Source organism: Promicromonospora sukumoe, from assembly GCF_014137995.1.
Lineage (GTDB): Bacteria > Actinomycetota > Actinomycetes > Actinomycetales > Cellulomonadaceae > Promicromonospora > Promicromonospora sukumoe.
Map to the genome: position 1 here is coordinate 498,521 of NZ_JACGWV010000001.1, position 26,083 is coordinate 524,603.

The 26,083-nt window shown below is 72.5% G+C and carries 23 protein-coding genes; 10 read left to right on the forward strand and 13 right to left on the reverse strand.

From position 1 onward, the window contains the following. Positions 1-47 precede the first annotated feature (47 nt). A complete protein-coding gene (malQ, locus tag FHX71_RS02300) occupies positions 48-2,315 on the forward strand; it encodes a 4-alpha-glucanotransferase (RefSeq protein ID WP_220489431.1) in 2,268 nt (755 codons plus the stop codon). A gap of 170 nt (positions 2,316-2,485) precedes the next feature. Here the strand turns inward: malQ and FHX71_RS02305 are convergent, their stop codons facing one another. Continuing rightward, a complete protein-coding gene (locus FHX71_RS02305; RefSeq protein WP_182614232.1) occupies positions 2,486-3,505 on the reverse strand; it encodes a hypothetical protein in 1,020 nt (339 codons plus the stop codon). Between the two features lie 207 nt (positions 3,506-3,712). Between FHX71_RS02305 and pepN the strand changes: the two genes are divergently transcribed. Beyond that, on the forward strand, positions 3,713-6,277 hold the full coding sequence (gene pepN, locus FHX71_RS02310) for an aminopeptidase N (RefSeq protein WP_182614233.1): 2,565 nt from the start codon (positions 3,713-3,715) through the stop codon (positions 6,275-6,277). Between the two features lie 100 nt (positions 6,278-6,377). Here the strand turns inward: pepN and FHX71_RS02315 are convergent, their stop codons facing one another. Then, positions 6,378-8,399: a M13 family metallopeptidase gene (locus tag FHX71_RS02315; RefSeq protein ID WP_182614234.1), complete on the reverse strand. Its 2,022-nt coding sequence runs from the start codon at positions 8,397-8,399 to the stop codon at positions 6,378-6,380. Between the two features lie 79 nt (positions 8,400-8,478). Here FHX71_RS02315 and FHX71_RS02320 point away from each other — a divergent pair, with 79 nt between their 5' ends. The 3 genes from FHX71_RS02320 to FHX71_RS02330 all read left to right on the forward strand — a co-directional run bounded on the left by FHX71_RS02320 (position 8,479) and on the right by FHX71_RS02330 (position 10,686). Further along, positions 8,479-9,093 carry a hypothetical protein gene (locus FHX71_RS02320; RefSeq protein ID WP_220489433.1) on the forward strand — a complete coding sequence of 205 codons (615 nt, stop codon included), beginning with the start codon at positions 8,479-8,481 and terminating at the stop codon, positions 9,091-9,093. A 68-nt stretch (positions 9,094-9,161) separates the two neighbouring features. Beyond that, positions 9,162-9,614, forward strand: coding sequence for a ribose-5-phosphate isomerase (locus FHX71_RS02325; protein ID WP_182614235.1), 453 nt, complete (start codon positions 9,162-9,164; stop codon positions 9,612-9,614). Further along, on the forward strand, positions 9,607-10,686 hold the full coding sequence (locus tag FHX71_RS02330) for an Fpg/Nei family DNA glycosylase (protein WP_182614236.1): 1,080 nt from the start codon (positions 9,607-9,609) through the stop codon (positions 10,684-10,686). Before FHX71_RS02325 ends, FHX71_RS02330 begins: the two co-directional genes overlap by 8 nt. Before the next feature lie 25 nt (positions 10,687-10,711). On the opposite strand, the gene FHX71_RS02335 is transcribed toward FHX71_RS02330, so the two are convergent. Then, positions 10,712-12,028 (reverse strand): GNAT family N-acetyltransferase, encoded by a 1,317-nt coding sequence (locus FHX71_RS02335; protein WP_182614237.1) that lies wholly within the window; start codon positions 12,026-12,028, stop codon positions 10,712-10,714. Between the two features lie 158 nt (positions 12,029-12,186). On the opposite strand from FHX71_RS02335, the gene FHX71_RS28960 reads away from it, so the two are divergent. Then, positions 12,187-12,705: an MGMT family protein gene (locus FHX71_RS28960; protein WP_182614238.1), complete on the forward strand. Its 519-nt coding sequence runs from the start codon at positions 12,187-12,189 to the stop codon at positions 12,703-12,705. 78 nt (positions 12,706-12,783) lie between these two features. Here the strand turns inward: FHX71_RS28960 and FHX71_RS02345 are convergent, their stop codons facing one another. Then, complete coding sequence (locus tag FHX71_RS02345) at positions 12,784-13,896, reverse strand: LLM class F420-dependent oxidoreductase (RefSeq protein ID WP_182614239.1); 1,113 nt, start codon at positions 13,894-13,896, stop codon at positions 12,784-12,786. A 101-nt stretch (positions 13,897-13,997) separates the two neighbouring features. Here FHX71_RS02345 and FHX71_RS02350 point away from each other — a divergent pair, with 101 nt between their 5' ends. After that, a complete protein-coding gene (locus FHX71_RS02350; RefSeq protein WP_182614240.1) occupies positions 13,998-14,390 on the forward strand; it encodes an MmcQ/YjbR family DNA-binding protein in 393 nt (130 codons plus the stop codon). A 130-nt stretch (positions 14,391-14,520) separates the two neighbouring features. Here FHX71_RS02350 and epsC read toward each other — a convergent pair whose 3' ends face one another. The 3 genes from epsC to FHX71_RS02365 all read right to left on the reverse strand — a co-directional run bounded on the left by epsC (position 14,521) and on the right by FHX71_RS02365 (position 17,245). Continuing rightward, on the reverse strand, positions 14,521-15,117 hold the full coding sequence (gene epsC / locus FHX71_RS02355) for a serine O-acetyltransferase EpsC (RefSeq protein ID WP_182614241.1): 597 nt from the start codon (positions 15,115-15,117) through the stop codon (positions 14,521-14,523). Next, on the reverse strand, positions 15,117-16,052 hold the full coding sequence (gene cysK / locus FHX71_RS02360) for a cysteine synthase A (RefSeq protein ID WP_182614242.1): 936 nt from the start codon (positions 16,050-16,052) through the stop codon (positions 15,117-15,119). The genes epsC and cysK overlap by 1 nt, the downstream gene beginning before the upstream one ends. Before the next feature lie 509 nt (positions 16,053-16,561). After that, entirely contained in the window at positions 16,562-17,245 is a 684-nt protein-coding gene (locus tag FHX71_RS02365; RefSeq protein WP_182614243.1) for a lytic polysaccharide monooxygenase auxiliary activity family 9 protein, read from the reverse strand. Positions 17,246-17,450: 205 nt separating this feature from the next. On the opposite strand from FHX71_RS02365, the gene FHX71_RS02370 reads away from it, so the two are divergent. Further along, positions 17,451-17,780 carry a nuclear transport factor 2 family protein gene (locus FHX71_RS02370; protein ID WP_182614244.1) on the forward strand — a complete coding sequence of 110 codons (330 nt, stop codon included), beginning with the start codon at positions 17,451-17,453 and terminating at the stop codon, positions 17,778-17,780. A 22-nt stretch (positions 17,781-17,802) separates the two neighbouring features. Here FHX71_RS02370 and cutA read toward each other — a convergent pair whose 3' ends face one another. Further along, positions 17,803-18,147, reverse strand: a complete 345-nt coding sequence (gene cutA, locus FHX71_RS02375) for a divalent-cation tolerance protein CutA (protein ID WP_182614245.1) — start codon at positions 18,145-18,147, stop codon at positions 17,803-17,805. A gap of 192 nt (positions 18,148-18,339) precedes the next feature. Here cutA and FHX71_RS02380 point away from each other — a divergent pair, with 192 nt between their 5' ends. Further along, on the forward strand, positions 18,340-18,738 hold the full coding sequence (locus tag FHX71_RS02380) for a hypothetical protein (RefSeq protein ID WP_312876898.1): 399 nt from the start codon (positions 18,340-18,342) through the stop codon (positions 18,736-18,738). 23 nt (positions 18,739-18,761) lie between these two features. Here the strand turns inward: FHX71_RS02380 and FHX71_RS02385 are convergent, their stop codons facing one another. The 5 genes from FHX71_RS02385 to erm form a co-directional block, all read right to left on the reverse strand. Further along, positions 18,762-19,436 (reverse strand): hypothetical protein, encoded by a 675-nt coding sequence (locus FHX71_RS02385; protein ID WP_182614246.1) that lies wholly within the window; start codon positions 19,434-19,436, stop codon positions 18,762-18,764. Then, positions 19,433-20,188, reverse strand: a complete 756-nt coding sequence (locus FHX71_RS02390; RefSeq protein ID WP_182614247.1) for an ATP-grasp domain-containing protein — start codon at positions 20,186-20,188, stop codon at positions 19,433-19,435. The genes FHX71_RS02385 and FHX71_RS02390 overlap by 4 nt, the downstream gene beginning before the upstream one ends. A gap of 61 nt (positions 20,189-20,249) precedes the next feature. Continuing rightward, entirely contained in the window at positions 20,250-20,654 is a 405-nt protein-coding gene (locus FHX71_RS02395) for a DUF4345 domain-containing protein (RefSeq protein WP_182614248.1), read from the reverse strand. Then, positions 20,654-21,268 carry a hypothetical protein gene (locus FHX71_RS02400; RefSeq protein WP_182614249.1) on the reverse strand — a complete coding sequence of 205 codons (615 nt, stop codon included), beginning with the start codon at positions 21,266-21,268 and terminating at the stop codon, positions 20,654-20,656. Before FHX71_RS02400 ends, FHX71_RS02395 begins: the two co-directional genes overlap by 1 nt. A 102-nt stretch (positions 21,269-21,370) precedes the next feature. Then, a complete protein-coding gene (gene erm / locus FHX71_RS02405; RefSeq protein WP_182614250.1) occupies positions 21,371-22,240 on the reverse strand; it encodes a 23S ribosomal RNA methyltransferase Erm in 870 nt (289 codons plus the stop codon). Positions 22,241-22,529: 289 nt separating this feature from the next. Between erm and FHX71_RS02410 the strand changes: the two genes are divergently transcribed. Then, positions 22,530-26,039 carry a family 43 glycosylhydrolase gene (locus FHX71_RS02410; protein WP_182614251.1) on the forward strand — a complete coding sequence of 1,170 codons (3,510 nt, stop codon included), beginning with the start codon at positions 22,530-22,532 and terminating at the stop codon, positions 26,037-26,039. The last annotated feature ends 44 nt before the right edge of the window (positions 26,040-26,083 follow it).

The window sequence follows — 26,083 nt, forward strand, 5'->3', positions numbered from 1 at the left end:
CTCCCGCGGGCTCTTCGGCCCTGGTTGCGCCCGGTACGGGTCGGTAGATGGCAGGATCTTTCCTTGTGACCGACGAACCGAAGCCCGGGTCCACCGGAGACGGCTCCACCGTGCCGCCAGAGCTGGCCGAGCTGGCGACAGCCCACGGCGTGCAGTGCGAGTACACCGACCACGACGGGCGCCTCCAACAGGTCAGTCCGTCGACGCTCGTCGCGGTGCTGGAGGCGCTCGGCGTCCAGGCGTCCACCCCCGGGGCCGTCACGGCGAGCGTGGAGCGCGCGAAGGACGACGAGTGGCGCGCGATGCTGCCGTCCGCCGTCGTCACGCGTGAGGGCACCGAGGTGCAGGTCGCGGTGCACGTCGCCGACGGCGCGGACGTGACCGCCTGGGTCGAGCTCGAGCAGACCGAGACGCCCGCCGTCCCCGCCAGCGCCACGCCCTGGCGCGTCGCGGCGCCCGGCGCCACCACGGCGACCGGCTCGTTCGCCACCGTGCGCGGCACCCGGGTGCAGCTGCGCCAGGCCGACGTCGTCACCGAGCCCCGCACCGTGGACAGCCGCAAGGTGGGCCGTGCCACGTTCACGCTGCCCGACACGCTGCCGCTCGGCTGGCACACCCTGCACGCCGAGTCGGCCGGGCAGAGCGCGCGGACCACCCTGGTGGTGACGCCCGCGCGGCTGGAGCTGCGTGAGGAGATCGCCCGCAAGCAGGCCTGGGGCTTCATGGTCCAGCTCTACTCGGTGCGGTCCCGCGACTCCTGGGGCATGGGCGACCTCGCCGACCTGGGCGACCTCGCCTGGCAGACGGCGCACAACGGCGGCGCCGACTTCGTCGCCATCAACCCGCTGCACGCGACCGAGCCCGTGCTGCCGCTGACCCCGAGCCCGTACCTGCCGACGTCGCGCCGGTTCATGTCGCCGCTGTACGTCCGGGTCGAGGACATCCGGGAGACGGCGTACCTCTCGGCCGCGGACCGCTCGCTCGTGGAGTGGGCCGCCGAGCCCGTCCGCGAGCTGTCCGAGGACTCCGGCCCGATCGACCGGGACGCCATCTGGGAGGCCAAGAAGGCGGCCCTGGAGGTCGTCTGGACCGCGCCGCGCTCGGCGGCTCGTCAGACGGCGTTCGACGAGTTCGTGCTGGCCCAGGGGCGCGGCCTGGTCGACTTCGCGACCTGGTGCGCCATCAAGGAGCACCTCGACGGCCGGGACTGGCCCGCGGAGCTCTCCGACCCCGGCTCGTCCGGCGTGCAGACCCTGCGCAACGCCCTGGCCGACCGCGTCCAGTTCTACTGCTGGCTGCAGTGGGTGCTCGACGAGCAGCTCCGCGCCGCGCACCGTGCGGGCCTCGACGCGGGCATGCGGCTGGGGGTGTTCAAGGACCTCGCCGTCGGCTCGAACCCGGAGGGCGCCGACGCCTGGTCCGACGCCGCCGTCCTGGCCCGCGGTGTCTCCGTAGGCGCCCCGCCGGACATGTACAACCAGCAGGGCCAGAACTGGGGCCTGCCGCCGTGGCACCCGCGCGCTCTCGCCAAGGCGGGCTACGCGCCCTACCGCGACCTGCTGCGCAGCGTGCTGCGGCACTGCGGCGGCGTGCGCATCGACCACATCCTCGGGCTGTTCCGCCTCTGGTGGATCCCGGGCGGGGCGCGCGCGTCCGCCGGCGCGTACGTCACGTACGACCACGAGGCGCTGATCGGCATCCTGTGCCTGGAGGCGCACCGGGCCGGTGTCGCCGTCGTCGGCGAGGACCTGGGCACGTTCGAGCCCTGGATCCGGGAGTACCTCGCGGAGCGCGGCGTCCTCGGCACGTCCGTGCTGCTCTTCGAGCGGGACGAGTCCGGCGCGCCGATCGAGCCCGAGGCCTACCGCAGCGCGGCGCTCGCCACCGTCACGACCCACGACCTGCCGCCCACCGCGGGGTACCTCGCGGGGGAGCACGTGGACCTGCGGGAGCGCCTCGGCCTGCTCACGGAGGACGCGACGGTGCTGCGCGCGCGGGCCCGCCAGGAGCGCGAGTCGCTCGTGGAGGTGCTGTCCCGCCGCGGCCTGACGACGTTCGACCCGTCCGAGCGCGAGCTCGTCGAGGGCCTGCACCGCTACCTCAAGGACACTCCCGCCGCGCTGGTGGGTGTCTCGCTGGCCGACGCCGTGGGGGAGCGCCGCGCGCAGAACCAGCCCGGTACCGACTCCGAGTACCCGAACTGGCGGGTGCCGCTCGCGGACTCGGCGGGCACCGTGGTGTTGCTGGAGGACCTGTTCAGCAACGCCCGGCTGCGGTCCCTGGTCACGGTCATGAACGAGGAGCCGCCGGCGTAGCTCGGTCGGTCGCCGTGCCGCCGTGCCGCCGTCGGGCACGAACGCCGCGAACGCAAGGTGCGCTTCTACCCAGTCATTCGGCCCGGAACTCACGTGAGTTCCGGGCCGAATGACTGGGTAGAAGCGCACCTCCCGCAGAGGACCCGGCGGGACGCAGCAGACCCAGCGGGTCAGGCCGAGCCGATGCCCGCCCGGGCGATCGAGAAGCCGCTGCCGGTGGCGTCGGCCACGCAGGTCATCCCGGTCTGCGCGCTCTTGCACGTGAAGCCGTGGGCCTTCTTCGTGGCCTCGTACTTCAGGATCTCGACGTCGCCGCCGGCCTTCTTGGGCTGGTCCTTCTTGCCCACGCACGGCTGGGTGACGTTGCCGGTCGGGTCGACCTTCGCGACGAAGCCGGACGCGCCGCCGCACGAGGCGTCGGGGGCCGGCTCCTGGTCGAGCTCCGCGATGCCGCAGGTCGCGGCGTCGGCGGAGATGGTGCAGGTGATGTTGAGCGACGGCGCGGCGAACGTCTCGACGCCGGCGCCGCCGTCCGTCTCCAGGCCCTCCTCGGCCTCCGGCTCGGCCGACTGCTCGGCGGCCGGGGACTCACCGCCGCCCGAGGCGGAGGTGTCGGGGGAGCCGAGCAGGTTCACGGCGAAGACGATCGCGGCGATCACGAGCAGCACGTCGAGGGCGATGAACGCGATCCAGCCGGGGCTGAGCTTCTTGCGCGGCGGGTCCTGCTCGTAGCCGCCCGGCTGCCCGGCGTAGACCGGCTGGCCGTACTGGTCGTAGCCCTGCGGCTGGTACTGCGCGGGCTGCTGCTGGTACTGGCCCTGCTGCTGGTACTGCTGCCCGCCGGGCTGGTACTGGCCGGGCTGCTGGTACTGGCCGCCCTGCTGCGCGTACCCCTGCTGCTGGTACTGCTCGGGGTAGTACTGCTGCTGCATCGTCTGGTCGGCGCCGCGCTGCACGGACTGCACCCGGGGAGCACCCGGTGCCGCGGGGGCGGGGGTGACGGCCTGGGCGAACTGGTTGGTCGGCGAGATGGCGGGCGGCTTGCGCGTCGCCGCCGAGACACGCTGCACCGGCGCCTGCTGGACAGGCGTGGGCATGGTGGCGGGGTGCTGCTCCTGGAGGGGAGCGGTGGGCTCCTCGTCAGGGCTGCCGCCCGGTGGCGGTGGCGGGGGCGGCACAGTGCCGGACATCGGGCAACTCCTCAGCTCAAATCGGTCGGTCTGGGCGACCGCGGTCGATCGTACACAAAGGCGTTACTCGCTGTTACTCCTGCGTGGGATGATCGACGAGTCGTCGCAGGTAGTTCACACACCGGACGAGAAGCCAACCGATAAAGCGCGTCTTTCCGACGCGCGGGGCGCCGTGGGCGCCCATGAGCAGACAGACGTGGAGGGCCCGTGCCCGGAGAGAACCTGACCCGCGCCGAGGCGGTCGAACGCGCCGGCGTCGTATCGGTCGAGTCGTACGAGATCGCGCTGGACCTGACCACCGGTCCGGAGACTTTCGCGTCCGCCACGACGCTGCGCTTCACCGCGACCGAGGGTGCCTCGACCTTCGTGGACCTGGTCGCACCGTCCGTGCGGTCCGTGACGCTGAACGGCCGCGAGCTCGACCCCGCCGCCGTGTTCGCCGACTCCCGGATCGCCCTGGACGGGCTGGCCGAGGACAACGAGCTCGTGGTCGTCGCCGACTGCGGCTACACGAACACCGGCGAGGGCCTGCACCGCTTCGTGGACCCCGTGGACGGCGAGGTGTACCTCTACACCCAGTTCGAGGTGCCGGACGCGCGTCGCGTCTTCGCCTGCTTCGAGCAGCCCGACCTCAAGGCGACGTTCCAGTTCACCGTCACCGCGCCCGCCGCGTGGGAGGTCGTGAGCAACGAGCCCACGCCGGAGCCGGCCGCCGCGCGGCACGCCACCGACGGCGACGTCGAGGCCGCGACCTGGACGTTCGAGCCCACCGGCCGCATCTCGACGTACATCACGGCGCTCGTCGCCGGCCCGTACGCGGTGGTCCGCTCGTCGCTGACGTCGTCGGACGGCCGCGAGATCCCGCTCGGCGCGTTCTGCCGCAAGTCGCTCTCGGCGCACTTCGACGCCGAGTACATCTTCGACAAGACCCGCCAGGGCTTCGAGTTCTACGAGTCCACGTTCGGCGTGCCGTACCCGTTCACCAAGTACGACCAGCTCTTCGTGCCCGAGTACAACATGGGCGCCATGGAGAACGCGGGCTGCGTGACGTTCACGGAGTCGTACGTCTTCCGCTCCAAGGTGACCGAGGCCGTGCGTGAGCGCCGCGTCGTGACGATCCTGCACGAGCTGGCGCACATGTGGTTCGGCGACCTGGTCACCATGAAGTGGTGGAACGACCTCTGGCTCAACGAGTCGTTCGCCGAGTACGCCTCCACGCTCGCCACGGCCGAGGCCACGGAGTTCGAGGCCGCCTGGACCACGTTCTCCGCGATGGAGAAGTCCTGGGCCTACAAGCAGGACCAGCTCCCGTCCACGCACCCGATCGTCGCCGAGATCAAGGACCTGGAGGACGTCCAGGTCAACTTCGACGGCATCACGTACGCCAAGGGCGCCTCGGTGCTCAAGCAGCTCGTGGCCTGGGTGGGCCGGGACGCCTTCATCGCCGGCGTGTCCGCCTACTTCGGCAAGCACGCGTGGGGCAACACCGAGCTGCCCGACCTGCTCACCGAGCTCGAGGCCACCAGCGGCCGCGACCTCAAGGCCTGGTCCAAGCTGTGGCTGGAGACCGCCGGCGTGAACACGCTGCGCCCCGTCATCGAGACGGACAGCCACGGCCGCATCATGTCGTTCGTCGTCGAGCAGACGGCGCCCGCCGAGTGGCCCACCATCCGCCCGCACCGCCTCGGCATCGGCTTCTACAGCCTGTCCGACGCCGGCGAGCTCGTGCGCACCCGCTTCGTCGAGGTCGACGTCGACGGGCGCCGGACGGACGTCAAGGAGCTCGTCGAGCTCGACCGCCCGGCCCTCGTGCTGCTCAACGACGCGGACCTCGCGTACGCGAAGATCCGGCTCGACGCCGACTCGCTCCGCGTCGCGCTGGAGCACCTGGGCGACATCGTCGACCCGCTGGCCCGGTCCCTGGTCTGGGGCTCGGTCTGGGACGCGGTGCGCGACGGCGAGGTGCCGGCGTCGGAGTACGTGAAGCTCGTGCTGGGCGGTATCGCCGGCGAGACCGAGTCCACGACCCTGCGCACCACGCTCAACCAGATGGTGCTGGCCGCCAAGCAGTTCGTGGCGCCGTCGGCCCGTGCGGAGACCCTCGCGACCGTGGGCGACACGCTCTGGTCGCTCGTGGGCGACGCCGAGGCCGGCTCGGACACCCAGTTCCAGCTCGTGAAGTTCTTCGCGCACGTCGCCTCGACGCCCGCGCACGTCGCGACGCTGTCCGGCCTGCTCGACGGCACCGTCGCGCTCGACGGCCTGGAGATCGACACCGACCTGCGCTGGGAGATCCTGGAGGGCCTGGTGCTCAACGGGGCGGCGGGCGACGCCGAGATCGACACCACGCTGGCCGCCGACGACACGGCGACGGGCCGCCAGTCCGCCGCCCGCGCCCGGGCCGCCAAGCCGACGGTCGAGGGCAAGCTCGCCGCGCTGTCCTCGGTGGTCGACGCCGCCGACGTGCCGAACGCGATCATCCGGAACACCGGACTCGGGTTCCTGCACGTCAACGACCCGGCCCCGCTGGCCGACGTCGTGCAGCCGTACCTGGACGCCGTGCTCAAGGTGTGGGACGAGCGCAGCTACCACATCGCGGAGGAGATCATCGAGGGCTTCTACCCGGCGCCGCTGGCGTCGGCGGAGCTGCGCGACGCCACCGCCGCGTGGCTGGAGACGAACGTGGACGCCGCCCCGGCGCTGCGCCGTCTGGTCGTCGAGGCCCTGGCGGGCACGGACCGCGCCCTGAAGGCCCAGTCCAAGGACGCCTGACCGCAGGGGCTCGCCCCCCACACACCTTCGAGGCCTAAGTTTCTTCGCTTTGAGCCAGCTCAAAGCGAAGAAACTTAGGCCACGAAGGTGAGAGGTGCGACTACCAGATGCGGACCCGGGCCTCCGGGGCCAGGTACAGGGCGTCGCCCGGCTGCACGTCGTACGTCGCGTAGAACTCGTCGACGTTGCTCACCACGCCGTTGCAGCGGAACTCGTTGGGGGAGTGCGGGTCCGTCGCCAGGCGGCGGAGCACCTCCTCGTCGCGGCCCGTGGACTGCCACACCTGCGCCCAGCCGAGGAAGATCCGCTCCAGGGCGGTGAGGCCGTCGACGACGGGCGCCTCCTCCAGCGGCTTGCCGAGCGCGATCCGGTAGGCCTTGATCGCGATCGAGAGCCCGCCCAGGTCGCCGATGTTCTCGCCGATCGTGAGGCTGCCGTTGACGTGGCCGTTGGTCGCGGCCTCCGAGCCCTCCGGCACCTCGGCCCCGGCTTCCGAACCCGCGAGCTGCGCCGGCCGGAACGCGTCGTACTGCGCGATCAGGGCGCTCGTCCGCTTCTCGAACTCGGTGCGGTCGCTGTCGGTCCACCAGTCCTCGAGGCGGCCGTCGCCGTCGTACTTCGAGCCCTGGTCGTCGAACCCGTGACCGATCTCGTGCCCGATGACGCCGCCGATCCCGCCGAAGTTCACGGCGTCGTCGGCCTCGGGGTCGAAGAACGGGGGCTGCAGGATCGCCGCGGGGAACACGATCTCGTTCATGCCCGGGTTGTAGTAGGCGTTGACGGTCTGCGGCGTCATGAACCACTCGTCCCGGTCCAGCGGCTTGCCGATCTTGGCGAGCTCGTAGTCCTGGTCGAACGCGTTGGACCGGCGCACGTTGCCCACCACGTCGGCCGCGTCCACGACGAGGCCCGAGTAGTCGCGCCAGCGCACCGGGTAGCCCACCTTCGGCGTGAACTTCTCCAGCTTGGTCAGCGCCTTGGCCTTGGTCTCGTCCGTCATCCAGTCGAGGCCCTGGATCGACTCGCGGTACGCCGCGACCAGCGCCTCCACGAGGCGGTCCATCCGCTCCTTGTTCGACGGCGGGAAGTGCCGCGCCACGTACTCCGCGCCCACGACCTCGCCGAGCGCGCCCTCCACGAGGGCCACCCCGCGCTTCCAGCGCTCGCGGACCTCCTGCGCACCGGTCAGGGTGCGGCCGTAGAAGTCGAAGTTGGCCTCGACGATCTCGTCGGTGAGGTACGGCGCCCGGGCGCTGACCACGTGGTACGTGATCCAGAGCTGCCAGTCGAGCAGCGGCAGCTCGCTCCACAGCGCGGCGAAGCCGGTCGCGAAGCCGGGCTCGCGCACCACGATGTCGTCGAACGCGCCGGCCGGCACGCCCAGCGCCTCGGCCCAGGCGGCCCAGTCGAAGCCGGGCGCGGACGCGACCAGGTCGGCCAGCGTCATCGGGTTGTAGGTGAGCGTCGCGTCGCGGTCGCGCACCACGTCCCAGTGGTGGCCGGCGAGCTGCTTCTCGACGTCGTACACGCGCTGGGCGGCGTCGTCGGCCGTGACGCCCCACGCCTCGAGGACCGGCGCGAACGCGAGCATCCGCGCGATGTGCGGCACGTACTTCTCCCGCAGCGCGGCGTACTGCTCCTCGCGGTAGTACGCCTCGTCGGGCAGGCCGAGGCCGGACTGCCGCAGGTAGACGACGTACTTCTCCGGGTCCTTGGCGTCGTTGTCCACCCAGAAGCGGACGCCGGCCGCGCCGCCCGTGCGCTGCAGCGTGCCCAGCGCGCGGGTCAGGGCCGCGATGTCGCCGGCGTCCTTGACCAGGGCGAGGTCCTCGTCCAAGGGCGCGGTGCCGAGCTCGGCGATGCGCTCCGTGTCCATGAAGCTCGCGTACAGGTCGCCGATCGTGGAGCCGGTGGGCGCGTCCTGGATGATCTCGCGGACGTGCACCTCCGCCTGGTCGTACAGGGCGCGGAAGGCGCCGTCCATCGCGCGGTCGGCGGGGATCTCGTGGCTGTCGATCCACTTCCCGTTGACGTGGCGGTACAGGTCGTCCTGCGGGCGGGTGGCGGGGTCGAGGGCGTCGAGGTCGATCCCCGACGTGAGTCCTGTGGCGTCGGTCGTCATTGCGCCAGCGTACGCAACGTGACGGCCCCACACCGGTGACCTGCCCGAACGTCCCGTGGCGCTGTGATGTACTCACCCGATGCGTACAACGTCCCGAGCCCTTCTGCCCATCTCTCTCCTCGGCGTGGCCCTGGCTCTCGCAGGCTGTTCGCCCGCCGCGGACGGAGACAGCACCTCCTCGTCGTCCCCGACGTCGGAGACGACGGCACCCACGTCGGAGCCGACCGAGGAGGACACGGCCGCCACGTCCGAGCCCACCGAGGGCGCGGCGGGCGGCACGCTGCTCGACGGCAGCCAGGAGCTGGAGATCGAGTCGTACGCCGGCACCTACCTCGCGCCCACCGTCGAGGGCGGCGTGGCGCTGGTCGAGGATCCCGCCGCCAACGACGTGCCCGCGCAGTGGATCATCGGCCCCGTGGAGGACGGCGGCGACCAGTACCAGCTCACGACCGTCGCGCTGACCGACGGCGAGCCGTCGTGCCTGACGCTGGCGGACGGCGCCGACCCGTCGCTCGGCTCCTGCGACCCCGCCGACGCGAGCCAGGTGTTCAGCGTGGCCACGCTCGACAGCCCCGAGCAGGTGTCGATCAGCAACGATGCGGGGACCCTCGCCGTCGACGCCGAGAGCGGATCGCTCACCGTGCACCCCGACGGCGCCGAGGTGAGCAGCACGTTCACGCTCGCCGCGTCCTAGTCCTCGGCCCGCGTACCGGTTCGTGGTGTGCGGCGGTCCGCTGAACGCGGATGAGGGAAGATGGGGCCATGCGTCTCCACATCGCCGCCGACCACGCCGGGTACGACCTCAAGCAGCACCTGGTGGGCCATCTCACCGCGGCCGGGCACGAGGTCGTCGACCACGGTGCCCACGAGCTCGACCCCCAGGACGACTACCCGTCCTTCTGCATCTCCGCCGGTGAAGCCGTCGTCACGGAGCCGGGCTCGCTCGGCATCGTGATCGGCGGCTCGGGCAACGGCGAGCAGATCGCCGCGAACAAGGTCTCCGGCGTCCGGGCCGTGCTGGCCTGGTCGCTGGAGACGGCGAAGCTCGGCCGGCAGCACAACGACGCGAACGTGATCGCGGTCGGCGGGCGCATGCACACGGTCGAGGAGGCGACGTCGTTCGTCGAGGCCTTCGTGGCCGAGCCGTTCAGCGGCGACGCCCGGCACCAGCGCCGCATCGACCAGCTCGCCGACTACGAGAGCAAGCGTGCCTGAGGGTCACACCGTCCACCGGCTCGCGCGGACGTTCGAGGCACTGTACGCCGGGCAGGTGCTGCGGGTGAGCAGCCCGCAGGGCCGGTTCGCCGACGGCGCCGGCGTGCTCGACGGCCGCCGTCTCGTGGCGAGCGAGGCCTGGGGCAAGCAGCTCTTCCTGGGCTTCGTGCCCGCGGACGTGTCAGACGCACAGGTCCCCGGAGTGACCTGTGCGTCTGACACGTTGTGGCTGCGCACGCACCTCGGGCTGTACGGCGCGTGGACGTTCGCCGGCGCCCCGGACGCGCCCGAGGTCGCGCACGCGATCGGCGCACCCCGGCGTCGGATCGGCGAGCGGGACTCGGTGCCGTCGTCGTCGGACGCCCCGGCCGCGGCGTCCGCCACCCCGGACGTGTCAGACGTACAGGTCCCCGGGGGGACCTGTGCGTCTGACACGTGGGAGGTGCCCGAGCCGCGCGGGCAGGTGCGCGTACGCCTGCTCGGCGCGCACGCCGTCGCCGACCTCACCGGCCCGACGGCGTGCGAGGTGATCACGGCCGACGAGAAGAGGGCCGTCGAGGCACGCCTGGGCCCCGACCCGATCCGGGACGACGGCGACCCCGCCGACTTCGTGGCCCGCGTCGGCCGGTCGCGCGTGACCATCGGTCAGCAGCTCATGGACCAGGCCGTGGTCGCGGGCGTCGGCAACATCTACCGCGCCGAGGCGCTGTTCCGCGCGGGCGTGGACCCGCTGCGCCCGGGTCGCGACGTGCCCGCGGCGACCGTCCGCGCGATGTGGGACGACCTCGTGGTGCTCATGCGCGACGGCGCGGAGCACGGCGCGATCGTCACGACACGGCCGGAGGACCGGGGCGCGGGAAGGGTCGGGGCGGACGACGCCGGGCCGGTGCCCGACGTCGGCCGCGGCCGGACCCGGCAGAACACCGACGGCTCGCCGGGCGCCGTGCCCTCCGACCAGGCGTTCTACGTGTACCACCGGGACGGGCTGCCCTGCCGGGTGTGCGGGACGCCGGTGCTGGTCAAGGGGCTGGCGGGCCGAAACCTGTTCTGGTGCGGCGTCTGCCAGACCTGACGGCCGCCGTCGGCCAGGCGCAGGATCAGAACACCCAGGACGAACCCGGCGCGACCGGCCAGCCGAACGCCGCGCTCGCCCGGGCCAGCGCGCCCGGCTGCTGCCCCGGGCGGGAGTGCACGGTGACCAGGCCCGCCGCGGCGAGCGTCGCGAGCGACTTCCCGCCCAGGTAGGCGGCGCCCAGCTCGCGCACGTCGAGCGACAGGTCGGGCGCCTCGAACTCCGGGTCGACCCGCTCCACCGACGCCGGACCGAAGGCCTCGGCCCGCAGCCGGTAGACCCCGGCGTTCGCGGGCAGGCGGGAGTCGGTCACGGCGAGCGTGACGTCGACGTCGGCGGCGTACTGCCGGCCCGCGAGGGCCGCGGGCACGTCGACCAGGCGTACCCACAGGTTGTCCGGGGTGCGCGGCGCGGCGGCGCGCAGGTTCACGAGGAGCTGCGTGATCACGTCGTCGACCGGCAGGATGAACGGGCTGACCTCGTTCGACAGGTCGAGGTCGAGCAGCGCGCCCCACAGGGCGCGCGCCGCCGCGGCGTCGAGCGCCACGACCTCGCCCGCGCTGACCTGGCCGCGCGGGCCGGTGGGCTCCCAACTGAGGTTGCGGCGGAACGTCACGTAGCCGCGGGGCTCGCCGTCGAGCTCGACGATCATGATGCGGCGCGACTCGCGTCCGCCGCGATGGATGGGGGCGTCGTCCCAGAGGACGGCCTGCAGCTCCTCGGTCTCGCGCGTGACCCAGCCGGGCCGGTTGAGGCCCGGGACGCCCGCCGGGGCCGCTCCCGCCGCACGGTGCAGCCTGTCGACCAGCGCGCCGTGCTTCTCGCGCGAGGCGACCTCGACGCGGAGGGTGTGCCGCTCCGCGCCCGGCACGTCGCGCAGGGCCGCGCCGCGCGGGATGTCGAGGCGCAGGTCGTCGGCCGCGTGGCCGTAGCCGAACCGGCCGTAGATCGCGGCCTCCGCGGCGAACAGGGCGCTCAGCGGCTCGCCCCGCTCGACGGAACGCGCCAGGTGCAGGTCGATCATCGCCGACAGCAGGCCGCGGCGACGGTGCTGCGGGTGCACGCCCACCCAGGTCAGGCCCGCCGTCGGCAGCTCGGCGCCCGGCACGGGGAAGTGCCCGAACGGGTAGGACGCGTGCATCGCGACGAGGCCCTCGGCGCCGTCCGCCTCGACCCCCACGGCACGCTCCCAGGTCAGGGGGGACGGGGTGGCGTCGAGGTCGTCGTGCGCGTGGCCCGTGGGGAAGGCCCAGGTGTCCAGCTCGGTCACGAGGCGCTGGTCGTCGGCGGTCAGCGTGCGCCAGCGGTATCCGGCCGGCAGGGCGATCGGGGGGAGTGCCATGCGTCGATCGTCGCATCCGGTCGCAACCGGAAATCGGTGGGCTGGAGCGGGACTGAGCGGGCACTCAGCAGGCCGGGGGCGACCGTCCGTGCGGCGGAAGTGGTCGTCCCCGGCCTGCTGAACCGAAGTCAGCTCCTACCGCGTCTACGATCGCTCCCGTGAACCAGTCGTCGGCCGTACCGCCGCTCACCGACGTCGAGGAGTATGCCGCCGCCGTCCTCGACGTCGTCCGGCGCATCCCGTCCGGCCGCGCGATGACGTACGGGCTGATCGCGGAGATCGTCGGCGAGGAGCTCGGCCGGGGCGGCCCGCGCCAGGTCGGCAGCGTCCTGGCGGGGTCGGGGAGCAGGTACGCACACCTGGTCCCGGACGAGCCGGGGGAGGACGACGGCGGCGCGCCCGCGGCAGGGCGGGCGGACGGCGCCGAGGCCGGGGCTCGCGCGCCCGCAGCAGGCGCGCCCGCAGCCGGCACCGGCGCCGCCGAACCGCCGTCGGACGGCGACCGTGTGCCCTGGTGGCGCGTGGTCAACGCGGCGGGCTCGCCGCCGCAGCACCACCTGACCGAGGCCCTGGACGCCCTGCGCGCAGAGGGCTGCCCGCTCACCAAGGACGGCCGCCGCGTCCACCTCAGACGAGCGGTCTGGTTCCCGGAGGACGACACCCACCGGCCTCGTTGAGTGCTGGGTATTCGCCCTTTTCCGCGGGCCGGAAGGGCGAATACTCAGCACTCAACGAGGCAGGTCGTGGAGAGCGGGTCAGACCTTGGACGGGGCGACCTTGGCGAGGAGGCTGCCCGCCGTCGAGCGGGCGCGGCCGGCCAGGGACATGTCCTGCGTCGCGGCCAGCAGCGCCAGCATCGACGCCGGGTCGCCCTGCACGAGCAGGGTCGTGATCGCGGTCTTCTCCCAGGTCGGCAGCTCGCGGCGGATCTTCTCGGCCGGCCCGACCAGCGCGATCTCCTCGACGAGCTGCGTCGGCACGGCCGCGGCGGCCTCCTCCTTGCGCCCCGCGAGGTACAGCTCCTGCACCTTGTCGAGCGGCTCCTTGTACCCGAGCCGGTCGAGCGACTGCTTGTGGAAGTTCGCCTCCTTGGCGCCCATCCCGCCCGCGTACAGGGCGATGTGGGGGCGGATCACGTCGGCGGCGGCCTCGACGTCGTCCCGCACGACGACGGGGACCGTGGCGCACACCTCGAACCGGTCCGCCGCCGAACGCTCCTCGGAGCGGACGTCGAAGCCCTCGGCGAGCAGCGCGCGGAACTCGTCGTCCATCCGGGGCGCGTAGAAGCCGGCCATCCAGCCGTCCGCGATCTCGGCGGCCAGGGCCACGTTCTTGGGACCCTGCGCGGCCAGCACGATCGGGATCTCCGGCCGGAACGGGTGCACGGTCGGCTTGAGCGCCTTGCCAAGGCCCATCGCACCGGGCGCCTCGGCCGGCAGCGGGAGCTGGTAGAACGAGCCGTCGTGGGTCACGGGCGCCTCGCGGCGCATCACCTGCCGCACGATGTCCACGTACTCGCGCGTGCGGGCCAGCGGCCGCTTGTACGGCTGCCCGTACCAGCCCTCGACGACCTGCGGGCCCGAGGCGCCGAGCCCCAGCACGAAGCGCCCCTTCGACAGGTGGTCCATCGTGAGGGCCTGCATGGCGGTCGCCGTCGGCGTGCGGGCGGAGAGCTGCGCGATGCCGGTGCCCAGGCGCACGTTCTTGGTGCGGGAGCCCCACCAGGCCAGGGGCGAGAAGGCGTCGGACCCGTAGGCCTCCGCGGTCCAGACCGAGTCGAGGCCCAGCTTGTCGGCGGCCACGATGAACTGCTGGATGCCCTTCGGGGGCCTGCGGGACCAGTAACCGGTCTGGAATCCGATGCGCATGGGGTTCACCTCGTCGTGGGAACGGCTTACCTGGGACGGCGCGTCCCAGGTACTGCCTCACACCCTACCGGTCCCGTGGCTCTGTGGTTACGGTGGGTTTCGTGGCCACCTACGACGACGTCGCCCGGCTCGCCCTCGCGCTCCCCGAGACCGCCGAGGGCACGAGCTACCGCCACCGCGCCTGGTCCGTCGGGCCCAAGGCGTTCGCGTGGGAGCGCCCGTTCACCAAGGCCGACCTCAAGCGGTTCGGCGACGATCCGGTGCCCCAGGGCCCGATCCTCGGCGTCCGGGTCGAGGACCTGGGGGAGAAGGAGGCGATCCTCGGCGAGGGCCGCGCGGGCTTCTTCACCATCGCGCACTTCGACGGCTTCCCCGGGATGCTGATCCAGCTCGACGTCATCGGCGAGCCCGGGCTGCGCGAGGCCCTGGTCGACGCCTGGCTGGCGACGGCCCCGCCGAGCCTGGCGCAGCAGCACGCGGACCGGCTGCGCTGACCGGCGGGCGGAGCTGCCGCCGTCGTCGGCCCGGATGATCGGCAGAACGTCAGGTGATCGGCAGCCCGGGCTGCCGATCACCTGACCTTCTGCCGACCACCCGGCGCCCGGCGTCTGCCGTCCGCAGAGTTCAGATCGAGTACTCGATGAGCTCCGACGGGTCCTCGTTGCGGGAGCGCTCCGTGACGGGCGCCTTCGGCACCCGGACCCGCGCGGGGATGCCCACCGCGACAGCCCCGGCGGGCACGTCCTTGACGACGACGGCGTTGGCGCCGATCTGCGCGTCGTCGCCGATCCACACGGGGCCCAGCACCTTGGCGCCGGCCCCGACGGTCACGCGGTCGCCGAGCGTCGGGTGCCGTTTGCCGCGGTTCAGCGACCGGCCGCCCAGCGTGACGCCGTGGTAGAGCATGACGTCGTCGCCCACCACCGCGGTCTCGCCGATCACCACGCCCATGCCGTGGTCGATGAACATCCGCCGGCCCAGCCGGGCACCCGGGTGGATCTCGATCCCCGTCGCGGCCCGCGCGAACTGGGAGACCAGCCGCGCGGGCAGCCGCAGCGCCGGGACCCGCCACAGGCGGTGCGCCGCGCGGTGCGCCCAGAGGGCGTGCACGCCCGGGTAGGCGAGCGCGACCTCCAGGCGGGACCGCGCGGCCGGGTCGTGGGCGCGCGCGGCGTCGAGGTCCTCGGACAGGACCCCGAGCAGCCCGCGCCCCTTCGCCATCAGTCGACCAGACCCTCGAAAAGCGGCGTCGACAGGTAGCGCTCGCCGAAGTCGGGGATGATCACGACGATCGTCTTGCCGGCGTTCTCCGGGCGCTTCGCGACCTCGAGGGCCGCCGAGAGCGCGGCGCCGGACGAGGTGCCGACCAGCAGGCCCTCCTCCTTCGCGGCGCGACGCGCGGCGTCGATCGCGGTGGCGAGGTTGACGTCGATGACCTCGTCGTAGACCTCGCGGTCCAGGATGTCGGGCACGAAGTTGGCGCCGATGCCCTGGATCTTGTGCGGGCCGGGCTGCCCGCCGTTCAGGATCGGGGACTCCTCGGGCTCGACCGCGATGACCTTGACCCCGGGCTTGCGCTCCTTGAGCACCTGGCCGACGCCGGTGATGGTGCCGCCCGTGCCGATACCGGCCACGAGGATGTCGACCTCGCCGTCGGTGTCCGCCCAGATCTCCTCGGCGGTCGTGGCGCGGTGGATCGCCGGGTTGGCGGCGTTGGCGAACTGGCGGGCCAGCACGGCGCCCGGGCGCTCCTGCGCGATCTTCTCGGCGGCGGCGACGGCGCCCTTCATGCCCTCCGCCCCCGGCGTGAGCACCAGCTCGGCGCCGTAGGCACGCAGCAGCGCACGCCGCTCCTTGGACATGGTCTCCGGCATCGCCAGGACCACCTTGTAACCGCGGGCCGCGCCCACCCAGGCCAGGGCGATGCCCGTGTTGCCCGAGGTGCCCTCGACGATCGTGCCGCCCTCCTTGAGCTCACCCGACTCCTCGGCGGCATTGATGATGGACACGCCGATGCGGTCCTTCACGGAGTTGGCGGGGTTGTAGAACTCGAGCTTGCCGAGAACCGTCGCCTCGAGGCCTTCGGTCAGGCGGTTGAGCTTGACGAGGGGCGTGTTACCGATGAGCTTGGTCGCGTCGTCGTAGATGCGGGCCATTGTTCTTCCTTCGCTGGGTGGCGGGGTCTGGCTGGGTTCGTACGCTGCCCGACGTCGGCGCCCCGGTCGTGCGGGTGCGCGCCTCGGGGCCGGCGTCGAGCGTCTGGGGATGGTGTCGGGGCCGGAGCGTCCCGCTGGCTACCCGGCCACGCGGCGGGGCCGGCGTGGTCAGGTGCGTGCGGTCGCTCTACAGACAGCCTCGGGGGCAGCAGCCGGTCTCGCACATCGAGCGCGCGGCGACCGGGGCGATACGGGTGGGGAGTGCGGAGCGCACGGTGCTCAAGACGTCCTCCCTGCGTGTGGCGACCTCGTGGCCGCGCGGCTGCGTGTTCCGTGCCGGGCCGTCGGCTCGACTCGTGCAGATTACGCGGGCGGGCACTGTGAGACAAGATCTGTCTCAGGTATCGATCATATCGATGCTTTGCCGTCGCTTGCCTCGCGCGTGAGTGCGGGATCTTCGCCCCGACGGCGTGCCTGCCGGGGCGAAGATCCCGCACTCACGGGGTGGGTCAGCCGGTGATGTTGATGTCCGAGCACAGGTAGTACGGCTGGTCGAGGTGGGAGGCCTGCCAGATCGTGTACAGGACGGCGCGGCCGCTGTACCCGGTCAGGTCGACGTCGGTCTCGTAGCTGCCCTGCGCGGGGTAGGAGCCGGTCTCCTGGACCAGGTCGAGGTCGTCCCAGCCGAGCGCCTCCGTCGTCGGGTCGAAGCCGGCCCGCGAGACGTAGATGCGCAGGTAGTCGGCGCCGTGCTGCGCCTGGTCGGTGAGCGTCAGGTGGAACTGCTGCGGCACGTCCTTGGCCACCCACTCGCCGGGGGTGTCGAGGTAGTCGTAGCGCGGTGACTGGGTGCGGCCGCCCGAGCAGAGCTGCCCGTCCGGGACGAAGGCCTCGTGGTTGCCGCCGACGTTCTCCCGGTACAGGCCGTTCCAGTTCCACATGGCGTTGGGGTCGGCCTGCCAGGCGCCCCAGCACATGGGGTCCAGGTCGGCCATCTCGGGGTTGAGGTGGTCGCTGCCCCAGCGCTCGAAGCAGCCGTAGTTCCGGGTGGGCGGGTCGGTCACGGAGCCGTGGGCGGCGGCGGGGGCGGCCGTGACCGTGTCTCCCGCGACGACGGCGACCATCGCGAAGGGCGCGACGAGGGCCAGGGCGACGGCCAGCGTCAGGCTGCGTGTGCGTGCACGGACGGACATGGGTTCCTCCAGGTGCTCGGACGGTGCGCCTGGCGGGGCCCGCCACGGCGCGTGCAGGACCACTGTCCGGAGGGCGGGCCGCCGGGGCCACGGGGTGAAACGGTTAAGGCCGGGCCGCGTGCGCGGGAGGGGGGACCGGCAGGTCCTGCACAAGGCGCCGGGCCCTGCGTATGGTCGGGGCAATCGAACGCCCAGGAGGTACCTCATGGCTGCTCCCGACCTGCCCGCCGCGATCCAGGAGTTCATCGACGCCACCAACGCCGGCGACACCGAGCGCTTCGTCGCGACGTTCACCGACGACGCCTACCTGAACGACTGGGGGCGCGAGTTCCACGGCCCGGACGGCGTCCGGAGCTGGAACGAGACCGACAACATCGGCATGAAGAGCCACTTCGACCTGGTCTCCGTGGAGCCCGGTGACGGTCCGGACGCCTACACCGTCACGATCAAGGTGACGAGCAACAGGTTCAACGGGACCGGGCCGTTCAAGTTCGACCTGCGAGGCGGCAAGGTCGCGAGCCTGGTCCTGAGCTGACGCCGCTCTGCCGGCACGGGTCTCAGCTCGCGCGGGTCTCGGCGCGCATCCAGGCGAGGTAGTCCGGGGTGCCGGCCAGGATCGGCAGGCTGATGATCTCCGGCACGTCGTAGGAGTGCTGCTCGCGGATGTGCCGGGCGAGGGCTTCGTAGCGGTCCGACGGCGTCTTGAGGACGACGCGCCACTCCTCCTCGACCTGGACGGCGCCGTCCCACCAGAACGTGCTCGTGATCGGGCCCTCCACCTGAGCGCACGGCGCCAGCCGACCTTCGACGGCGGACCGGGCGAGTCGATCGGCGTCGGCCCGGGTCGAGACCGTCGTCATGACCTGGCAGAACTCGAACGCGGTGACGTCGTCGGAAGGCATGCCGGGCACGTTACCCGGGCACAGGTCCCGCCTGCCTTGTGTGAGGCTGTGGCTCGGGAGCCGGGCGACCTGCGGGGGAGACACCACCCGCTGGAGGTCCGTTGCTGTGTGTAGACAACGTCTACGCACAGCAACACAGTCGGGGCGCGACAGTGCTCCCCGAGGTCGCCGGGACATGGAACCATCCCCGGTGTGAGCCTGGAACGAGAGCCTGGACCGTCGGTACTGATCCTGATCGGGTACTGGGACGGGCCGCACACGAGTCCCGGTTGGCCTGACCCGCGGGACTTCGTCGACCCCGAGTGGGACGAGGACGAACGCAGCGAGGTCCACTACTACCTCTCCGCTGGGACCGCGGTGCGGGCCTACATGGGGCTGTCGGAGTGCCGGTTCTGCGGTGAACGCGTCGGATCCGTCGAGTACACCGACGGGGTGTACGTGTGGCCCGAAGGCTTGGCGCACTACGTGCAGGAACATCACGTGCGGTTGCCGGCTGCCTTCGTCGAGCATGCCCGGGCGAGGTTGGAGCGGCTCGAGCGGCTCCCGGTCGACAACACCTGGTGGAAGGCGCAGGGGCCGTCGCGCGGCTGACCCCCACGGACCGGCCGCGACCCTCAGCGGTGCGTCTCGCAGAGCTGGACGTGCAGGTAGGTGAACGGGTTGCGGTTGCGGCGCTGGAAGCGCCACGTGCCGAGTGAGAGCTCGGCGCAGCGGTGTCCGTCCGGTCGGGTCGCGAGGAACGCTGGGCTCTTCTCGACGAGGTCTCTCAGCTGGGGGCCGTCCAGCTCGAAAGCGGCGCGGCTCCCGGTGACGAACAGGGTGTCCGCGGCGATGGTCCAGTGCAGGTCGTCGAGGTGCTCGCGGTGGTGCGCCGCGTCGTAGTGCTCCCGGGTGAGTGTCGGAAACAGCTGCTCCGGCAGCTCGACCGTGTGCGCGGAACCGCCCGTGCCAGTGCGTGCGCGGATCGTCTTCCAGTCGGCCGGGCGGAACCCCAGGCTGTGGTGGAGCAGCACGAGGTCCAGTGGACGCGCGCCGGTCTCGCCGTCGACATGGCCCGAGGTGCGCAAGGGAAGGTGGATGAGCGAGTGCGGGGAACGCGCCGCGAGCCACCACGCGGCGACGAGATCGCGAGCGGCGTCCTGGTGGACGCTCAGCTGCGGACCGAGGGCGTTCTCGTGAAGGGAGGCGGTCGAGACCGGCTTGCTCGGCCGGACCACGCGGTACGACCGCCCGTCGAGGGTCGTCGTCCTGATCGTGGTGCGCCAGGTGTGGCCGGAGAGCCGGCTCATACGAGGCCTCGCACGAAGCGTCGGTCGTCGGCGCGGACGGCGTCGGCCGGGCCTGCCGCGCGCAGCACGACGTCGAGGACGCGGTCGGGGTCGGCGGCGTAGGTACCGCTCGCCCAGGCCGCGTTCGCCTCGACCACCACGAGACCGTCGTCGATGTCGCCCAGGTCGACCACGATCGCGGACGGCAGGGTCGCGGCGAGGTCGGCGAGCATCGCACCGGCGCGGCCAAGGACGACGTCGGGGACGGGGCCCACGTGGAGCGCGCCGTCGGCGGCGTACTGGCTGGAGGCGCGTACCGCGCCGTCGAGCAGGTGGAAGCGGTACTCCGCCGAGAAGGTGACGATCTCGCTCACCAGGACCGTGGTCCCGCCGTCGACTGCGTCCGCGCCGGGCAGGCGCGTGCCGTCGGTGTAGATCATGGCGCGCATGCTCTTGTCGTTGGGCGACTTGACGAAGGCCGGGCTGCGCAGCCGCCACGCCTCGGCGACGGGCATCGCGGTGACGGTGCGGCCCACGTACTCGCGAGGGAGGTCGGCGAGCCACGTCGCGGGTGCTTCGAGAAGCGTGATCCCGAGGCCTGGTGCGACTGCGTCGGCGAACGTCGGACCGGCGTGCAGGTGGTCGGCGGTCAGGTCTCCGGGAACGTCAGAGGTGGGCAGCGACGTCGTGGTCAGACCCCGCCGGTCGGCGGCGTCCCGGACCCGCTGCGCGGACGCCGTCAGGCGACGTGGGAAGACGATCGTCGGGGGCATGCCCGGAGGATGGCACGCCGGCCGGACGCCTGGCGACGTCTTTCCTGGCCAGGGGCGCCGGTCAGGTGGTCGGCGCGCGGCCGAACGTGCGGACGTGCCACCAGATGACCAGCGGCACCACCACCAGCTCCAGGACTAGCGCCCCGATGAACACGGGGTTCGGCCAGCCGGTCGTGGCGACCGAGACGAGCCGGGGGATGCTGCCCAGGGCCGCGATCGCGAGGATCACGCGCGTGACGGCGGCGCGCTCGTCGGGCCGGCGCAGGCTCCACCAGATGAGCAGCCCGGCGGCGAGCCAGAACGTGTTGGTGAACCGGTACTCGCTGTCGATCGTGGCGTTCACCGGTCCGCCGCCCGGCAGCGCCTCCGGCCCGACCACGATCCCGAGGAGACCGCTCAGCACGGGAACCGCGCCGAGCACGGCGACGACCACCAACAACGCTCTGCGACCGCTCCCGTCGCTCATCACCAGATCTTGACCTCCGCGCCCAGCACCAGACCGGCATCGGTCGTGCGCACCGACGAGATCGTCACCTCGCTGGCCTCCTCGGGGAACGCCACGCCTTCGACGAGCTGGTTGAGCTGCTCGTTGCCGAGCTGCTCGGCCACGGTGTCCAGCGGCAGGGAGATGCCCGCGAACTCGACGGAGTCAGCGCGGAGCACCGCCTTGCCGTTCTCGGCGGCCACGGAGAGCAGCACGTCCACGTTCTGCTCGCTGCCCGCGATGGACAACGGGATCTGCGCGACCAGGTTGCCGGACTGCGGCGTGACCTGCAGCTCCGGCAGCTCCGTGGCCGAGCGGGCCAGCTCGGTCAGGGCCTCGGGCGAGGCCTCCGCGCGCAGCGTGGCCCGCCCGGTCGCCACCTGCACGAGCGCGAGCGTGTCGTCGCGCTCGACGGTGACACCGGCGGGCAGGTCCGCCTCGGCGGCCGCGATGCGGTCGTCGATGACGCCGCGCAGCAGCACCTCGCCGACCACACCGAGCACGGCCAGCACGATCAGCACCGACAACAGACCGCCGATCCAGCGACGACGGGGACGGCGGGGCGGACTCTGCGGCGGCGCTGCGTTCGACGACATGTGCCCTATTCGACCGCATCGTCATGCCGGACTCATGGCGAACCGCGGGGCATCACGTGATGGCTCTCCTCACGAGCGCCCACCGCGACCGCCCTCGGCCGCTCATCGCGACCGCCGTCGGGCGCCCAGGGCGTACGCGCCCACCCAGGCGCTCGCGTCCAGGTCCCGGGGCAGCGCGTTCGGCCCGACGCCGTGCTCACGGGCCCAGCGCCGCACGTCGCCCGGCCCTGCGCCCAGCCTGGTCAGCACGTCGCGGACGCCGCGGCCGGGCCCGTTGAACACACCGGCGGCGAACCGCTGGTACCGGGGGAGATCGGCCACGGGCACGAGCGGCTGGGGCCGCCGGTCGACCACGAGCAGCCCGGCGTCGACGCTCGGGCGGGGGCGGAACGCCGCGGCGGGGACACGCCGGTCCAGGCGGAAGGTGAACCACGGCCACCACTGCGCCGTCAGCAGGGTGGTGCCGCCGACGGCGGCGCGCTTGCGCGCCACCTCCCACTGCGTGATCAGCACGGACCGCTCCCAGCCCGGCAGCGTGAACAGGCGCCGCAGCACCGGCGTGGTCAGGTGGAACGGCACGTTGCACACCAGGTCGTAGCCGCCCGACGGCGGTGCGTGACGCAGGATGTCGTCCCGCGTCACGGTGACGTTGTCCGGCGCGATCCGGCCCAGCCGGGCGACCGAGCGCGGGTCGATCTCGACCGCCTCGACGGGCCGGCCGAGCCGGGCCAGGGGCAGGGTCAGCGCACCGCGTCCGGCGGCCCACTCGACGACGGGCCGGTCGGCGCGGGGGACCAGGGCGACCACGCGGTCGATCACCTGCGTGTCGACCAGGAGGTTCTGCCCGAGCTCATGGGCGCCGCCGGGGTGGTCGTCCGGTTGCCCGGCGTCGCCCCGCGGGCCGGAGCCCCCCGGGCGTCGGGTGTCCGGGGCCGTGCGGGCGGAGGAACGGGTAGATCGGTTGCGCGTCATGGCGTGCTCCAGGATTCGTCGACTGACAGGAATCCGGGCAGCACGAACGCGCCGCCCGGCGGGAGCCGGCGGCGCGGAGCACGCGCTGGGTGGTGGTGTGCGTTCCGCGCCGCTAGCGGGCGGAACGCTCCTTGATCATGGCGTTCATATCGGGGCGACCCTACGATCCGGGTTCACGGGGCGCCACGCTTTTTCAGCCGCGCGCGACCGCACCGACAACCCTTGACACGGCGATCCGCCGATGGTCGGATGACGCGACTGTTAACGCTCACATTCTCGCGAGGTCACCGTGCAAAGAAGCACTCGTCCTTCCCGCCTGCCCCTGCGGCCGGTCGCCGTGGGCGCCGTCGTCGCCCTGATCGGCAGCCTTTTCCCGTTCCTTCCCACGACCGACGCCGGCGCCGCGGCGGCGGCGGCAACCACAGCCGCGACCACGGCGGCCGCCGCCCTGAGCGTCGTGCACGCTGACGACGTCCGCGGCCACCTCACCCTGCCGACGTCGGGCCAGGACGGCGCGACGGTCACGTGGGCGTCGTCCGACCCCGGCGTCGTCGCGCCCGACGGCGTCGTCCACCGCCCGGCGCACGGCGCGGGCGACACGGAGGTCACCCTGACCGCGACCGTCGAGGCCGACGGCGCGACCTCGGCCCGGGAGATCCCGCTCACGGTCCGTGAGCAGCCGGAAGCGGCCCCGTACGAGGGCTACGCCTTCAGCTACTTCACGGGCAACTCGGTCGCCGGCGAGAAGATCTACTTCGCCGCGAGCCGGGGCAACGACGCCCTGACCTGGGACGAGGTGAACGACGGGCAGCCCACCCTGGAGTCCGCCGAGGGCACCCGGGGCCTGCGCGACCCGTTCCTGATCCGCTCGCCCGAGGGTGACCGCTTCTTCCTGATCGCGACCGACCTGTCGATCGGGCGCAACGGCGACTGGGACGCGGCGCAGCGGCACGGCAGCCAGTACCTGGAGGTCTGGGAGTCCACGGACCTGATCACCTGGTCCGAGCAGCGCCACATCAAGGTCTCGCCCGACAACGCGGGCAACACCTGGGCGCCCGAGGCCTACTGGGACGAGACCCTCGGGCAGTACGTCGTGTTCTGGGCCTCGAAGCTCTACGCCGACGACGACCCCGACCACACCGGCAGCGCCTACAACCGCATGCTCTACGCGACCACGCGCGACTTCGTGACGTTCAGCGAGGCGCAGGTCTGGCAGGACCGCGGCGAGTCGCGCATCGACTCCACGGTGATCCGGGAGAACGACGTCTACTACCGGTTTACCAAGGACGAGGGTGGCGGCGGGACGGGCTGCTCGGACATCATCCAGGAGAAGTCGGCGTCGCTGACCGCCGTCGACCTGCCCGGCGACCCCGCCTGGGAGTTCATGGCCGGGTGCATCGGCCGCGAGGCGGGCACGTCCGCCGTCGAAGGACCGACGGTTTTCAAGGCGAACCCGGGCGACACGTCCGGCTCGCCGTACTACCTGTTCGTCGACGAGTACGGCGGCCGGGGCTACATCCCGCTCGGCACCGACGACCTGGAGCACCCCGACTGGCAGGTGCCCGCGGACTACGACCTGCCCGCCAGCCCGCGCCACGGCACCGTCATCCCGGTCACGTCCGCCGAGCTCGCCGCGCTGCGCGAGGGCATCGTCGTCCCCGAGCCTCCGACGCCGGTCGTCGCCGACGAGAACGGCCTGGTCGCGCACTACGCGCTGGACGAGACCGCGGGCACGGTCGCCGCGGACGGCACCGGCCACGGGTACGGCGTCGTCGTCAGCGGTGACGCCACCTGGGCCGACGGCGCGCTGAACCTGGGCGGGACCAGCGGCCACGTGCGGCTGCCCGACGACATGATGGCGGGGCTCGACGCCATCACCGTCTCCACGAAGGTCTGGCTGGACCCGGCGCAGGCCACGCCCTACTTCGTCTGGGGCCTGGGCAACACCGACGGCGGCGGCGTCGGCAACGGCTACCTGTTCACCACGGGGAACAACTACCGCTCCTCGATCGCGACCGGCAACTGGTCCACGGAGCAGACCGTCACCTCGGGCTCGGCCCTGCCGCGCGGCGCCTGGAAGACGCTCACCTACACGCTCCAGGACGGCACCGCGCGGCTCTACCTCGACGGCGTCCGGGTCGGTGAACGCACCGGCGTCACGATCGAGCCCGGCGACATCGGCGACGGCCGCACCACGGCCAACTACATCGGCCGCTCCACCTACACCGCCGACCGGTACCTCCGGGGCAAGGTCCGCGACTTCCGCCTCTACAACCGCGCCCTGTCCGACGACGAGGTCCGCGAGCTCGGGGCCGACCCGACCGCCATCACCGGTGTCGACCTGGACGCCCTGAAGGTTCCCGCCGTCATCGACGGCGCGACGTCGTCCGTGACGCTGCCGGTGACGCCCGGGACCGACGTGACCGCGCTGGAACCGGGCTTCGAGGTCGTGTCCACGTCGACGGTCTCGCCGCAGGTCACAGGGCCCGTCGACCTGTCGCAGCCGCGCACGTTCACGGTCACCGCCGGGGACGGCAGCAGCCGGGACTGGACGGTGCGCGCCGTCGAGATGCGCTCGCCGGTGCTGCCGGGCCTGTACGCCGACCCGAACATCGCGCACTTCGGCGACAGCTACTACCTCTACGCGACGTCGGACGGCGTCGCGGGCTGGGGCGGCAAGGACTTCTACGTCTGGACGTCGAAGGACCTCGTGGACTGGCAGCGCTCGGCCGAGCCGATCCTCACCCTGGACGGCGCGAACGGCGACGTGCCCTGGGCCACGGGCAACGCCTGGGCGCCCACGATCATCGAGCGGGACGGGAAGTACTACTTCTACTTCTCCGGCCACAACCCCACCTACAACCGCAAGACGATCGGGGTCGCCGTCGCCGACAGCCCGGAGGGCCCGTTCGTCGCGCGGCCGACGGCGATGATCCTCAACAACGAGTCGGTCGCGTCCGGGCAGGCGATCGACCCGGCCGCGTTCGAGGACCCCGAGACCGGGCGGTACTACCTGTTCTGGGGCAACGGCGGGCCGTCGAACGGCCCGGTGTACGCCGAGCTGAGCGACGACATGCTCTCCATCAAGCAGGACACCCTGGCCCGGATCGGCGGGCTGACCGACTTCCGGGAGGGCACGTTCCTCAACTACCGCGACGGGCTCTACCACCTGACCTACTCGATCGACGACACCGGGTCGGCGAACTACCGCGTCGGGTACGCGACCGCCACCAGCGTGGACGGCCCGTGGACCTACCGCGGCGTCATCCTGAGCAAGGACACCAGTCAGGGCATCCTCGCGACCGGGCACAGCTCGATCGTCCAGGTGCCCGGCACCGACGAGTGGTACATCGCCTACCACCGGTTCGCGCTGCCCGGCGGCGACGGCACGCACCGGGAGACCACGGTCGACCGGCTGACGTTCGGCGCCGACGGCCTGATGCGGCAGGTCACGCCCACCCTGACGAGCGTGGACCCGCTGCCCTACGACGGCGTGCGGCCGACGGCGCTGCGGCCGCCGAAGGTGAGCGGCCGGGCCGCGGTCGGGTCCACCCTCGCGGCGACGTCCGGGCACTGGGACCAGCGGCGGCTGGCGTTCGCGTACCAGTGGCTGCGCGACGGCGCCGCGGTCGCGGGCGCGGAGGGCCGCACGTACCGGCTGACCGCCGCCGACGTCGGCCACCGGATCACCGTCCGGGTGACCGCCACGACGCCGGGCGCCCTGCCGGGGGTCGCGGTCTCGGACGCGACCCGCACGGTCGAGGGCCGGGCCGGCTGCCGGGACCGGGTGGCCGTGTAGCGAACCACGCCCCTGACCCGGCGCCTCTCGGGCGGCGAGTCAGG